Annotated in this window: 12 protein-coding genes; all 12 read left to right on the forward strand. The window is 38.1% G+C overall.

Annotated features, from left to right (window positions below):
* Positions 1 to 31 precede the first annotated feature (31 nt).
* On the forward strand, positions 32 to 307 hold the full coding sequence (gene rpsP / locus LACPOB_RS0106640) for a 30S ribosomal protein S16 (RefSeq protein ID WP_017868048.1): 276 nt from the start codon (positions 32 to 34) through the stop codon (positions 305 to 307).
* A gap of 10 nt (positions 308 to 317) precedes the next feature.
* Entirely contained in the window at positions 318 to 563 is a 246-nt protein-coding gene (locus tag LACPOB_RS0106645; protein ID WP_017868049.1) for a KH domain-containing protein, read from the forward strand.
* 78 nt (positions 564 to 641) lie between these two features.
* Positions 642 to 1,157: a ribosome maturation factor RimM gene (gene rimM, locus LACPOB_RS0106650; protein WP_017868050.1), complete on the forward strand. Its 516-nt coding sequence runs from the start codon at positions 642 to 644 to the stop codon at positions 1,155 to 1,157.
* Positions 1,154 to 1,888 (forward strand): tRNA (guanosine(37)-N1)-methyltransferase TrmD, encoded by a 735-nt coding sequence (gene trmD / locus LACPOB_RS0106655; protein WP_017868051.1) that lies wholly within the window; start codon positions 1,154 to 1,156, stop codon positions 1,886 to 1,888. The genes rimM and trmD overlap by 4 nt, the downstream gene beginning before the upstream one ends.
* 154 nt (positions 1,889 to 2,042) lie before the next feature.
* Positions 2,043 to 2,399 carry a 50S ribosomal protein L19 gene (gene rplS, locus LACPOB_RS0106660; RefSeq protein ID WP_017868052.1) on the forward strand — a complete coding sequence of 119 codons (357 nt, stop codon included), beginning with the start codon at positions 2,043 to 2,045 and terminating at the stop codon, positions 2,397 to 2,399.
* Between the two features lie 227 nt (positions 2,400 to 2,626).
* Positions 2,627 to 3,346 carry a UMP kinase gene (gene pyrH / locus LACPOB_RS0106665; protein WP_017868053.1) on the forward strand — a complete coding sequence of 240 codons (720 nt, stop codon included), beginning with the start codon at positions 2,627 to 2,629 and terminating at the stop codon, positions 3,344 to 3,346.
* A gap of 3 nt (positions 3,347 to 3,349) precedes the next feature.
* Positions 3,350 to 3,913, forward strand: coding sequence for a ribosome recycling factor (gene frr, locus LACPOB_RS0106670; RefSeq protein ID WP_017868054.1), 564 nt, complete (start codon positions 3,350 to 3,352; stop codon positions 3,911 to 3,913).
* Positions 3,914 to 4,048: 135 nt separating this feature from the next.
* A complete protein-coding gene (gene uppS, locus LACPOB_RS0106675) occupies positions 4,049 to 4,825 on the forward strand; it encodes an undecaprenyl pyrophosphate synthase (protein WP_017868055.1) in 777 nt (258 codons plus the stop codon).
* 20 nt (positions 4,826 to 4,845) lie between these two features.
* Positions 4,846 to 5,637, forward strand: coding sequence for a phosphatidate cytidylyltransferase (locus LACPOB_RS0106680; RefSeq protein WP_017868056.1), 792 nt, complete (start codon positions 4,846 to 4,848; stop codon positions 5,635 to 5,637).
* 36 nt (positions 5,638 to 5,673) lie between these two features.
* Entirely contained in the window at positions 5,674 to 6,945 is a 1,272-nt protein-coding gene (gene rseP / locus LACPOB_RS0106685) for an RIP metalloprotease RseP (protein ID WP_017868057.1), read from the forward strand.
* A gap of 40 nt (positions 6,946 to 6,985) precedes the next feature.
* Complete coding sequence (locus tag LACPOB_RS0106690) at positions 6,986 to 8,698, forward strand: proline--tRNA ligase (protein WP_017868058.1); 1,713 nt, start codon at positions 6,986 to 6,988, stop codon at positions 8,696 to 8,698.
* Positions 8,699 to 8,830: 132 nt separating this feature from the next.
* Positions 8,831 to 13,162 (forward strand): PolC-type DNA polymerase III, encoded by a 4,332-nt coding sequence (locus LACPOB_RS0106695; RefSeq protein ID WP_371861876.1) that lies wholly within the window; start codon positions 8,831 to 8,833, stop codon positions 13,160 to 13,162.
* The last annotated feature ends 88 nt before the right edge of the window (positions 13,163 to 13,250 follow it).

Raw genomic sequence — 13,250 nt, forward strand, 5'->3', positions numbered from 1 at the left:
CGTTGAGAAATTATATAGGAGGTGTTAAAACATGGCAGTTAAGATTCGTATGAAACGGATGGGCTCTAAGAGACGTCCATTTTACCGTATCGTTGTTGCTGATTCACGTGCACCACGTGATGGTCGTCAGATCGAAACGGTCGGCACATATAATCCTTTAACTAAACCAGAAGAAGTTGTCTTGAATGAGGATCGTATTTTGGCATGGTTAGGGAATGGGGCACAACCTTCAGATACAGTACGTAATATTCTTTCAAAGGAAGGTATCATGAAGCAGTTCCACGAAAGTAAGTTAGCTAAGAAATAAGGTAAATTAAATGAATGAAGCAGATGTGAAGCAATTAATTATGTCGATTGTTAAGCCGCTTGTTGCACAACCGGATGCTGTTTCTATTGTAACGCAGCGGGATGCACACTTTTTGAACTTTAATTTATCTGTGGCAACAGTAGATGTTGGCCGGGTTATCGGTAAACATGGCCGTGTTGCTCAAGCTATTCGGACGATCGTTTATAGTGTCCACTTAAATGATTCTGCACGAGTGCGGTTAAATATTGTGGACTAAAAATAATCTAATAGTAGCCAGCCTCTTGTTCAGACAAAATTGTTTTGGACGGAGGCTTTCTTTTTTAGGAGTGTGTTTATGACATATAATAATGTTGGAAAAATTGTAAATACCCATGGGATCCGTGGTGAGGTCAAGGTTTTAGCAACGACTGATTTTGTTGATAAACGTTTTGCTCCAGGAGAAACTCTTTACGTTGCAATAAAGGATAACGAGCCGAAAAAATTAACGATCCAACGTCACCGCCGACAAAAACAGTTTGAAATGCTGACTTTTGAAGAAGTTTCAGACATTAATGAAGCTGAAAAATATAAGGGCGCCCAATTACAAATTACAAGTGATCAACAAACGCCTTTGGAGAATGGGGAATTTTATTACCGTGAAATAATCGGACTAAAAGTTTACTCCGTACAAAAGGAATTTCTAGGGACGATCACTGACATTATGGAAACTGGCGCAAATGATGTATGGATCGTTGCACGTCCAAATGGTAAAGAAGTTTTATTACCTGCGATCAAGGATGTAATTTTAAATGTCAACCTTGACCAACACTGTGTGATCGTTGATTGGCTCGAAGGATTGGATGAACAATGAAAATAGATATTTTGAGTTTATTTCCAGAAATGTTTACGGGCCCACTTTCTTCTTCGATCATTGGTAAAGCGATAGAAAAAGAAATACTGGACATTCAGTTAACAAATTTTCGTGATTATACCACTGACCGACAAAATCATGTAGATGATTATCCTTATGGCGGTGGTGCGGGGATGTTGTTGCAGGCTCAGCCGATCTATGATGCTCTAGATCATGTTAAAGATGACCGTCAAGGATTAGGGCGTGTGATATTATTAGATCCTGCGGGTCGTAAATTTGATCAAAAAGCAGCAGAAGAATTAGCACAAGAACCACAATTAACGTTTATTTGTGGCCATTATGAAGGATATGATGAAAGAGTAAAAGAACGGGTGACTGATGAGTTTTCACTCGGAGATTTTGTTTTAACCGGTGGAGAATTGGGCGCAATGGTTATGATCGATGCAACTGTACGATTATTGCCAGAAGTGTTAGGCAATAGCGCCTCTGCCCCAGGAGATTCGTTTTCTTCTGGTCTTTTAGAATATCCTCAATATACGCGTCCTGCTAATTTTAGAGGAATGAAAGTTCCGGATGTCTTATTATCTGGTGATCACCAAAAAATAGCAAAATGGCGTCAGCGTCAAGCTTTTAATAAAACTTTTGCTAGACGACCAGATATGATTGAAAAACGTGAACTATCTAAGATAGAAAAACAATGGTTACAGAAGTTACAACAAGGCAGAATTTGAGATTTTGACAAAAGTATTGTATTGAGTCAAAATTCGTAACAAAACTCATTTACACAAGAGAATTGTTATGCTAAACTATTATTTGGCTATTAAGGCCACATTAACGATATTCCGCTGCAACTGGACATGAATATCGGTGAAAGGAAGAAAAATAATGTCAGTTAATCCATTAATTGAAAAACTCACACAGTCACAGCTGCGTGATGACATTCCAGATTTTAAAGCAGGCGATACTGTTCGTGTACATGCGCGTATCGTTGAAGGTAAGCGTGAACGTGTTCAGATGTTCGAGGGTGTTGTTATTAAACGCCGTGGTGAAGGTATTTCTGCAACATACACTGTTCGTAAGATCAGTAGTGGTGTTGGTGTTGAACGTACTTTCCCAGTTCATTCACCACGTGTTGATAAAATCGAAGTTATTCGTAATGGCCGTGTTCGTCGTGCTAAGTTGTACTACTTGCGTGCATTGCAAGGTAAAGCAGCTCGTATTCCAGAACGCCGTCGTAAATAGTAATAATTATTTGGTCCTTGTTAATTATACAAGGGCTTTTTTTGTAGCATTTATTTTATGATTCTTGCAGTTTAGAAAGTAAATTTTTTATTTAAAAAAATTTTGTTTGGAGGAAATATTGACTTTTTATTTTCCTTTAGTTCAATAAAACATTAAATTGTGCTAAAATTACCAATGAACGTGATTTCATAGTAAAATTATGAATGAATAAAACTAGGAGGAGCAGCATGTCAATCAAGTACAAACGTGTAATTATTAAATTAAGCGGTGAAGCACTAGCCGGTAAGGAGGGCCATGGTATTAATCCCCCAGAAATTCGTAAAGTTGCTGAGGAGTTAAAGGATGTTTACGATTTGGGTGTCGAAATTGCCATCGTTGTTGGTGGTGGAAACATGTGGCGTGGCGAAGCTGGTGCTCAGATGGGAATGGAACGTGCCCAGGCCGATTATATTGGGATGTTAGGAACGATCATGAATGCACTTGCTTTACAGGACAATCTTGAAAATGTTGGTGTTCCGACACGAGTTCAAACTTCGATCGAGATGCGTCAGATTGCAGAACCATATATTCGTCGTAAGGCAACACGTCATTTGGAAAAACATCGAGTAGTGATTTTTGCCGGTGGTACTGGTTCACCATACTTCTCAACTGATACTACCGCAGCTTTACGTGCTTCTGAAATTAACGCAGATGTGATTTTGATGGCGAAAAATGGTGTTGATGGTATTTATTCTGCTGATCCAAATGTTGATCCGGATGCTGAGAAATACCAGTCACTTACACATTTAGATGTTATCAATAAAGGGCTGCATGTGATGGATACAACTGCTTCTTCTCTTTCAATGGATAATGACATTCCATTGGTTGTGTTTAATATGAATGAACATGGGAACATCAAAAAAGTTGTTCTCGGCGAAAACATCGGAACTACAGTGGAGGGTAAATAGATTATGAAAATTAGTAATCCAATCATCAAAGAAGCACAGGAAAAAATGTCAAAGTCAGAAGACTCTTTACAACGTGAGTTAGGTAATATCCGAGCTGGCCGTGCGAATGCTAGCTTACTTAGCCGTATCAATGTTAATTATTACGGAGTCGAAACACCACTAAACCAAATGGCACAAATTTCGGTACCTGAAGCACGTGTTTTATTGGTAAAACCGTATGATAAATCTGCTTTAAAAGATGTAGAACATGCTATTTTGGCTTCAGATCTCGGGATTTCGCCTGCTAATGATGGTTCAGCAATTAGATTAGTGATCCCACAACTTACTGAAGAACGTCGCCAAGAATTAGCTAAACAAGTTAGAGCTAAGACTGAAGATGGTAAGGTTGCTGTTCGTAATATTCGTCGTGATATGATGGATCAATTAAAACAGTCAGAAAAAGACGGGGACCTTAATGAAGATGAGCTTCATAGTTTAGAAGAACAAGCACAACAAGTCACAGATGAATCAGTTAAAAACCTTGATTTAATCGCTGATGATAAAGAAAAAGAAATTCTCGAAGGTTAATTTTTAACATTACTAACACAAAAGAGAGGCAGAAATTTTTGGAATAATTAGTGTTTTTCTAATTTTCTTGAAAGTTTTTGCCTCTTTTGTGTTATTTTTGATACAATATCTGTTGATACTCAGGAGGTGTACCCTTTGTTCAGTAATAAGGAAAAGAAAAATTCTCAAGAACAGTTAGAAAAAGAGGCGTTGGATCCACAAAGGATCCCTAATCATATCGCTGTTATTATGGACGGAAATGGTCGGTGGGCACAGAAACGACATTTGCCACGTGTAGTTGGCCATAAGCAGGGCATGGAAGTAGTAGAAGTTATCACGAAAGCAGCTAGTAATCTAGGCGTAAAAGTCTTAACCTTATATGCGTTTTCAACTGAAAATTGGAAGCGTCCAGTGGATGAAGTCAATTATTTAATGGATCTACCTGTTAAATTTTTTAACCGTTTTGTTCCAGAATTGATTTCTCATAATGTTCAGGTCAATGTTATGGGAGATGAAAGCAAGCTTCCTAAAAAGACTCAAGTAGCTGTTCATAATGCGATCGAGCAGACTAAAAGCTGTGATGGCATGATTTTAAATTTTGCGTTGAATTATGGATCACGGACAGAAATTGTTGAAGCTACGAAAAAGATTGCTAGAGATGTAAAAGATGAACAACTCGATGAAAGTCAGATCAATGACGAAATATTTGCAAAGTATTTAATGAGTGAACAACTTCATCCGTACAATGATCCAGATTTGTTGATTCGGACAAGTGGAGAACAGCGGATCTCGAATTTTTTGTTGTGGCAAATTGCATATAGTGAGCTTGTATTTACGGAGGTCTATTGGCCGGATTACAAACCACAGAACTTGTATGAAGATATTTTAAAATTTCAGCAACGTAATCGCCGTTTTGGAGGCATTAAGGCATAAAAAGGAGCAAATGAGGATAAATGAAACAACGAGTTATAACGGCCATAGTGGCTTTAGTGATCTTTATACCACTGATTTTTGTTGGTGGAATGCCATTTGATATTTTAGTGGTTGCAATGGGGCTAGTGGCAGCTTCTGAATTATTGATGATGAAAAAGAAATTGTTAGTTTCCTTTGAAGCTATTATTTCATATTTATTGACGGCTGTATTTTTAGTTCCCAGTGCATGGTTAAATTTTTTACCACAAAATATTACACATTTAGATCTAGCTTACTTTCTAATTTTACTTCTGTTGCTAAATAGTGTATTTACGCGCAATCGTTTTTCATTTGACGATGCAGGTACGTTGACTATTGGTTCAATATACATCGGTCTTGGTTTTCACTATATGATGGGGGCAAGACAAAACAGTATTTGGATGATCTTTTTTGCATTGTTTATTGTTTGGATCACGGATAGTGGGGCATATCTAATTGGCCGTAAGTTGGGTAAACATAAATTGGCTCCAAACATCAGCCCAAATAAAACATGGGAAGGCTCGATCGGTGGCACAATTGCTACTGTGATCATCGTGGGACTTTATGTTTTCTTTTTACAGGAACACTTTACATACAGCCTACCGCTTATGTTATTAATGGTATTGATCTTGTCGATTGCTGGACAGTTCGGAGATTTGGCAGAGTCAGCATATAAACGTTATTTTGATGTCAAAGATTCAGGAAAAATCTTGCCTGGTCATGGAGGTATCTTAGATCGTTTTGATTCGATCTTGTTTGTTTTGCCACTAATGCATTTTTGTGGTTTACTGTAATTTATAAAATTTTCCCCATGGGAAGGATGGTGGCCGATGTTCATTACGATCATCGCTTTTATAATTGTATTTGGGATCATTGTGACTTCCCATGAATTTGGGCATTTTATAGTTGCAAAAAAATCTGGGATTTTAGTCCGTGAGTTTTCGATCGGAATGGGTCCTAAATTATTTGCGACTCATAAGAATGGCACAACTTATACGATCCGTATCTTACCTTTAGGCGGGTATGTACGAATGGCAGGGTTGGAAGACGATGAAGAGACTTTGCAAAAAGGAATGCCTGTCAATTTGATCCTTGATGAAAATCAGGTAGTAAAAAAAATTAATACTAGTAGTAAAGTTAGTTTACTGAATGGATTGCCTTTAGAAGTAACTAATTGGGATTTGATCGATGAATTGTACATTGAAGGATATGAAAATGGAGATGAAACCAAACTCCGTCGCTTAGAGGTCAAGCCAGACGCAATGATCATTGAGACTGATGGAACTGAAGTTCAAATTGCTCCAAGAAATGTACAGTTTCAGTCAGTCAGTTTGACCAGACGGATCTTAACTAATATCGCTGGACCATTGAATAATTTTATTTTGGCGATTTTAGCTTTTATTTTGATTGCTTTTATCCAAGGTGGTTCGATCACGACAATCAATTCTGTAGGTGCTGTGCAGGAAAATTCAGTTGCACAAAAGGCAGGCTTGCAAAAAAATGATAAAATCGTTGCTGTTCAGGGGAAAAAAACGAATTCCTGGGATTCTTTGTCTGAATCGATCAGTGATCGTGGAGGTAAAAAGACTGAGTTAACGGTCAAGCGTGGTGACCAAAAGAAAAAAATCATTTTAACACCAAAAAAACAAAATTCAAATGGACAACAAGTTGGTATGATAGGTATAAAAGCTGGTCAAAAGGTTGATCATTCAATTGGAGGCATGCTTAGTTACGGTTTTACACAGACATATTCCGTGATGAAAGCTGTTTGGGATGCCTTGGTCAATATGTTCCATGGCTTTAGTTTAAATGATTTAGGTGGACCTGTGGCAATGTATTCATTTACACAACAAGCTGCTAAATATGGCGCTATTAGTGTCATCAATTTGTTAGCATTCTTGTCGATCAACCTAGGTATTGTAAATTTATTACCTATTCCAGCCCTAGATGGTGGTAAACTATTATTGAACATTATTGAAGCGATTCGTGGAAAACCACTTGACCCTAATAAAGAAACTATCATCACTTTGATCGGTTTTGGATTTATGATGCTTCTAATGATATTAGTTACTTGGAATGATATTCAGAGGTATTTTTTCTAGGTATTGTTATATGAGAACTGAGAGGAGAAAAAGTTAGCACATGAAACAATCGCAATTATTGATTCCAACTTTAAAAGAGGTACCTAGTGATGCTGAGGCAATCAGTCATCAGTTGATGCTACGTGCCGGATACATTAAGCAGATCACTGCAGGAATGTATGCTTATTTACCGTTGGCCAATATGGTTATTAAAAATATTGAAAAAATCATTCGTGAAGAAATGAGTAAAATTGGTGCTGTTGAAATGTTGGTCCCAGCTGTTTTGCCAGCTGAGTTGTGGAAAGAGACTGGACGTTACGAGGCGTATGGTCAAGATTTATATAAACTAAATGATCGGCATGAACGTGAATTGATTTTAGGCCCGACTCATGAGGAAACATTTACTTCGATCATTCGTGATACGATAAAGTCTTACAAGAAATTACCATTGACCTTATATCAGATTCAAATGAAGTATCGTGATGAAAGAAGACCGCGTTTTGGCCTTTTGCGTGGACGTGAATTTTTGATGAAAGATGGTTATTCTTTCCATGTGGATGATGAGAGTTTGAATCAAACATTCCAGGATATGAACCAAGCTTATAATCAAATTTTTGAACGTACAGGACTTGACTTCCGTGGTATTTTGGCTGATTCTGGACAAATGGGCGGCAAAGATTCAAAAGAATTTATGGCGATGGCCCCGATCGGTGAAGATGTTGTGGTTTATTCCGATTCTAGCGACTATGCTGCTAATTTGGAAATGGCTAAAAATTTGCGTGTTGCTAAAAAATCTCACGAGACTCCAAAAGAGCTGGAAAAAGTTGCAACTCCAAACGTTAAGACGATCGATGAACTTGCGGATTATCTGAAAATTGATCCAAATAGCGAAATAAAAACATTATTATATGTGGTTGACGATGAAAATGTGGTAATTTTAATGCGCGGTGACGATCAGGTTAATGAAACCAAAGTTAAAAATTATTTCTCTGCGCAAAATATTCGTCCTGCAGTAGAAGAAGAAGCAAAAAATGTATTTGGTGCTGGCTTTGGGTCATTAGGACCTGCTGGGATCAAAGATGTTAAGGTGATCGCTGATTTAGATGTGAATGGGATGGTCAATGTCGGAATTGGTGCTAACGAAGATGGATACCATTATTTGAATGCTAACATCGACCGTGACTTCCAAGTAGAAGACTATGTTGATTTACGTTTGGTTCAGGAAGGTGACATTTCTCCTGATGGTGAAGGTGTTTTGAAATTCCAACGTGGGATCGAGATCGGTCATATCTTTAAGTTAGGAGAACGTTATTCTAAAGATATGAATGCGACTGTCCTAGACGAAAATGGTCGTCAAGTTCCGGTCAAGATGGGTTGTTATGGAATTGGCGTTTCACGTCTTTTATCAGCAATAGTTGAACAGCATTGTGACGAAAATGGTATCATTTGGCCACGTTCGTTATCGCCTTTTGACGTACATGTTGTACCTGTTAATAGTAAAAAGGCTGATCAAGCTGAATTAGCAGATACTGTAATAGGCATGTTAGAAGATGCTGGTTACCAAGTATTACTTGATGATCGTAAAGAGCGTGCGGGCGTCAAGTTTGCGGATGCAGATCTGATCGGTTTGCCAGTTCGGATTACGGTTGGTAAAAAGGCAGCTGATGGTATTGTTGAGATCAAGTTGCGCAAGACTGGTGAAACGCTGGAAGTTCAGACTGGTGAACTACTAAATTCACTTGGCATTTTGCTAGATGACAAAAAAGGAAAATAAGAATTAAAGACGCGAGCCGAAACGAGTTTGATGTTTCGGCTGTCTTTATTTGTAACTAATAAATATCAATTAACCAATTTAAAAATATTATGGCAGAGAGGAGAGTAAATTTTGGCTTTAAATAAGAAGGAAATGTTTACTAAGTTATTACAACAAATCGATTTACAACCGCAAGCTGATGAAGCACGTTATCTTGAAAATGGGAGTATCGCACACGTTGAAGTTCATCAGGTTTCTAAGCGGTGGGATTTTACTTTTACTTTGTCAGATATTTTACCATTTCAATTATTTGTACAATTACAACAACATTTAAATTCAGCTTTTCAGGGTATCGCACAAACGACATTGACGATCAATACTACTGACCCGGAAGTAACTAATGGAAAATTGGGTGATTATTGGCAATGGGTCGTGGCTAACAGTGGATTACGTTCGAATTTGACACAAAGTTTATGTGAGGGGAAAGTTCCATACTTGCAAGATGGTCGGGTCATGTTATTAGCTGACAATGAAATTATTAAAAACTTTTTAGTGACCCAGGCGTTGGGACCATTGGAAGATACTTATCGCAAAGTTGGTTTTCCATCACAAAATATTACGACCTTAGTCGACGAGTCAGCCTCACAAGATAAAATCGCTGAATACAAAGAAAAAAAAGCTAAAAATGATGCCGAATTAGCTCAAAAAGCAATTCAAGCTATTCAAAAACAAAATCAACAAAAAGAAGCTCGTAAGTCTAAGAAAGAGTTGCCACAAATTGATGGACCAGTACAATTAGGTAAGAAGATCTCAAGCGATATTGAACCACGTCAAATGAGCGAAATTACTGAAGAGGAAAGATCAGTTGTTATTCAGGGCTACGTTTTTGATAAAGAGGTCCGCGTTTTACGTTCTGAACGTCAACTATTGATTTTAAAAATTACCGATTATAGTTCTTCATTTGTGGTCAAGAAGTTTTCTCGTGATGAAAACGATGAAGCTATGTTTGCTGCTTTAGAAGAAGGTTCTTGGGTCAAAGTTCGTGGTAGTGTACAGGAGGACTCTTATATGCATGAATTAGTCGTAAATGCATATGATCTTAATTCTGTTTCTCACCCTAAACGCAAAGATACAGCCCCAGCTGATAAAAAAAGGGTCGAGTTGCATCTGCATTCAAATATGAGCATGATGGATGCAACTAATAGTATTTCTGACTATGTTAAACAAGCGGCTGATTGGGGCCAAAAAGCAATTGCAATTACCGATCATGGAACTCTGCAAGCTTTCCCAGAGGCACATAGCGCTGGTGAACAAAATGGGGTTAAAATTTTATATGGCGTCGAAGCTAACGTTGTGGATGACGGAACACCGATCGCCTACAATTCACGTCACATTGCGTTAAAGGATGCAACTTATGTAGTATTTGATACAGAAACGACAGGTTTGTCGGCACGGTATGATAAAGTTATCGAACTTGCTGCAGTTAAAATGAAAGATGGCAATGTAATTGATACCTTCGAACAGTTTATTGACCCAGGCCATCCTTTGTCTCAAACAACGATAAATTTGACTAGTATAACTGACGATATGGTACGTGGTTCAAAAAGTGAAGAAGAAGTTTTCAAGATGTTTCAAGATTTTTGTCAAGATACGATCATTGTTGGACATAATGCGACCTTTGATGTTGATTTTATGAACACAGGTTATGTACGGCATGGATTACCTGAAATATCTGAACCCTGGATCGATACATTGCCGTTTGCACGTGTTTTATATCCCGAGATGAAAAGGTTTCAGTTAAATAATTTGGCCAAAAAATTAAATGTTAATTTGGAACATCACCACCGTGCGATTTATGATGCCGAAGCTACTGGATTTATTTATTTTGCGATGATGAAAGATGCCGCTGAAAAGTTTGCTGTCAAATACCATGACCAATTAAATGAGCATGCTGGGGAAAATGAGTCATATAAACATGAGCATCCTTTTCATGCGACGATTTTGGCGCAGACACAGGCAGGATTAAAGAATTTATTTAAAGCTGTCTCGGCAGGGATGACAGAATATTTCTATCGTGTTCCGCGGATCCCTCGCTCGGTCTTAGAGAAGTATCGTGAAGGATTGTTAGTCGGGTCAGCCTGTTCGGGCGGTGAAATATTTACTGCAATGATGCAAAAAGGTTATGACACAGCTAAAGAAAAAGCTCGTTTTTATGATTATTTGGAAATCCAACCCAAAGCGTTATATGCCCCCTTGTTAGAACAAGAATTGGTTAAAGACAATGAAAATTTGGAAGAGATCATTAAAAACATGGTGCAGTTAGCTCATGAATTGGAGTTACCGATCGCTGCTACGGGTGATGTCCATTATATGAATAAAGAAGACGCGATTTATCGCAAGATCTTGATCCATTCACAAAGTGGTGCAAATCCCTTAAATAGGTTACGACAATTACCAGATGCGCATTTTAGAACAACTGACGAAATGTTAGAAGAATTTTCATTTTTAGGTGAAGATACCGCTCAAGAAGTTGTTGTTGGTGCTCCAGCAAAAATTGCTGAAATGTGTGATGAGATCACGCCAGTTAAAGATAAATTGTATACGCCTAAAATGCCGGGGGCAGAAGATGATATTAAAAATCTGACGATGGACCAGGCCCATGCTTTGTATGGTGATCAACTGCCAGAAGTAGTTGAAAAGCGGCTGGCTACTGAATTGAAATCGATTGTTGGTAATGGATTTTCAGTAATTTACTTGATTTCACAAAAGTTAGTATATAAATCGAATAAAGATGGATATTTGGTCGGTTCACGTGGGTCCGTCGGTTCTAGTCTAGTTGCTACGATGACAGGTATTACAGAAGTCAATCCTTTACCGCCGCATTATCGTTGTCCAAATTGTCAGTGGAATCAATTTTTTACTAATGGTGAATATGGTTCTGGTTTTGATCTACCAGATAAGGATTGCCCTGAGTGTGGGACACATTTAGTTAAGGATGGGCAGGATATCCCCTTTGAAACTTTCTTAGGATTTAAAGGGAATAAAGTTCCTGATATCGATTTGAACTTTTCTGGTGACTACCAGCCAATTGCACATAATTATACCAAGGTTTTGTTTGGTGAAAATAATGTATTTCGAGCAGGAACGATCGGAACGGTTGCTGATAAGACTGCTTACGGTTATGTAAAAGCTTATGAACGTGATACAGAACAAAATATTCGTGGTGCAGAAGTCGATCGTTTAGCTAAAGGGGCAACAGGTGTAAAACGGACGACTGGGCAACATCCAGCTGGTATCTTAGTTGTTCCTGATTACATGGATATATATGATTTTACTCCGATTCAATATCCGGCTGATGACACAAGTGCAACTTGGAAGACAACTCACTTTGATTTCCATTCTATTCATGATAACATTTTGAAACTTGATATTTTGGGTCATGATGATCCTACTATGATTCGAATGCTACAAGATCTTTCAGGAATCGAGCCTAAATCGATCCCCACAGATGACCCAGGTGTCATGGCACTTTTTTCTGGCACTGATATTTTAGGTGTGACTGAAGATCAGATCCAGTCAAAGACAGGGACGTTAGGTATTCCTGAATTTGGGACACGTTTTGTACGGGGGATGTTAGATCAGACACATCCTAAAACTTTTGCTGAATTACTAAAAATTTCTGGACTTTCTCACGGTACTGATGTTTGGTTAGGTAATGCGGAAGAATTGATCAAAAATAAAACAGTAACGATGCCTGAAGTTATTGGTTGTCGTGATGATATCATGATGGACTTGATCCATATGGGTGTTGAGTCTGATTTGGCCTTTAAGATCATGGAACATGTTAGAAAAGGGCGAGGTATTCCTGATGATTGGCAGGCTAAAATGCGTGAGGCAGAAGTACCTGAGTGGTATATTGGGGCTTGCTTGAAAATCAAGTACATGTTTCCGAAGGCCCATGCCGCTGCTTATGTGTTAATGGCTTTGCGGATCGCATATTTTAAGGTTTATTTCCCGCTAGTTTATTATGCTGCTTACTTCTCTGTACGTGCGGATGACTTCGACTTAGTTTCGATGGTTCATGGCAAAGAATCTGTCAAAGCCGCTATGTCTGAGATAAATTCAAAGGGGAATGATGCATCAACTAAGGAGAAGAATTTGTTAACTGTGCTAGAACTAGCTAATGAAATGATCGAGCGTGGTTTTAAGTTCAAGATGGTCGATTTAAACCGATCGGACGCAGCCGATTGGCTCATTGTTGATGGAGATACTTTATTAGCACCTTTTTCAGCTATTCCTGGTTTAGGGTTAAATGCTGCTAAACAAATTGTTGCTGCACGTGAAGAACAAGAATTTTTATCGAAGGAAGATTTGTCCAAACGTGGAAAAGTTTCTAATACTTTGATCGAATACATGACAGAAAATCATGTTTTAGATGATTTACCTGATGAAAATCAGCTTAGTTTATTTGATAATCTATTCTAAAACTTTTGGCATAAATCAGAGTTAAATAGTGCTATAAAGCGGATTGACTTGCTTTTTTTAGGTAAGTATGCTAAGATTTAAAACAGTA

The organism is Ligilactobacillus pobuzihii E100301 = KCTC 13174, from assembly GCF_000349725.1.
GTDB classification, from domain to species: Bacteria; Bacillota; Bacilli; order Lactobacillales; family Lactobacillaceae; genus Ligilactobacillus; species Ligilactobacillus pobuzihii.

Bases quoted from the DNA above. Each gene is read 5' to 3' on its own strand.
- rseP (WP_017868057.1), top strand. From the start codon at position 5,674: ATGTTCATTACGATCATCGCTTTTATAATTGTATTTGGGATCATTGTG.
- LACPOB_RS0106690 (WP_017868058.1), top strand. From the start codon at position 6,986: ATGAAACAATCGCAATTATTGATTCCAACTTTAAAAGAGGTACCTAGT.
- LACPOB_RS0106645 (WP_017868049.1), top strand. From the start codon at position 318: ATGAATGAAGCAGATGTGAAGCAATTAATTATGTCGATTGTTAAGCCG.
- LACPOB_RS0106695 (WP_371861876.1), top strand. From the start codon at position 8,831: ATGTTTACTAAGTTATTACAACAAATCGATTTACAACCGCAAGCTGAT.
- trmD (WP_017868051.1), top strand. From the start codon at position 1,154: ATGAAAATAGATATTTTGAGTTTATTTCCAGAAATGTTTACGGGCCCA.
- LACPOB_RS0106680 (WP_017868056.1), top strand. From the start codon at position 4,846: ATGAAACAACGAGTTATAACGGCCATAGTGGCTTTAGTGATCTTTATA.
- rplS (WP_017868052.1), top strand. From the start codon at position 2,043: ATGTCAGTTAATCCATTAATTGAAAAACTCACACAGTCACAGCTGCGT.
- pyrH (WP_017868053.1), top strand. From the start codon at position 2,627: ATGTCAATCAAGTACAAACGTGTAATTATTAAATTAAGCGGTGAAGCA.
- rpsP (WP_017868048.1), top strand. From the start codon at position 32: ATGGCAGTTAAGATTCGTATGAAACGGATGGGCTCTAAGAGACGTCCA.
- frr (WP_017868054.1), top strand. From the start codon at position 3,350: ATGAAAATTAGTAATCCAATCATCAAAGAAGCACAGGAAAAAATGTCA.
- rimM (WP_017868050.1), top strand. From the start codon at position 642: ATGACATATAATAATGTTGGAAAAATTGTAAATACCCATGGGATCCGT.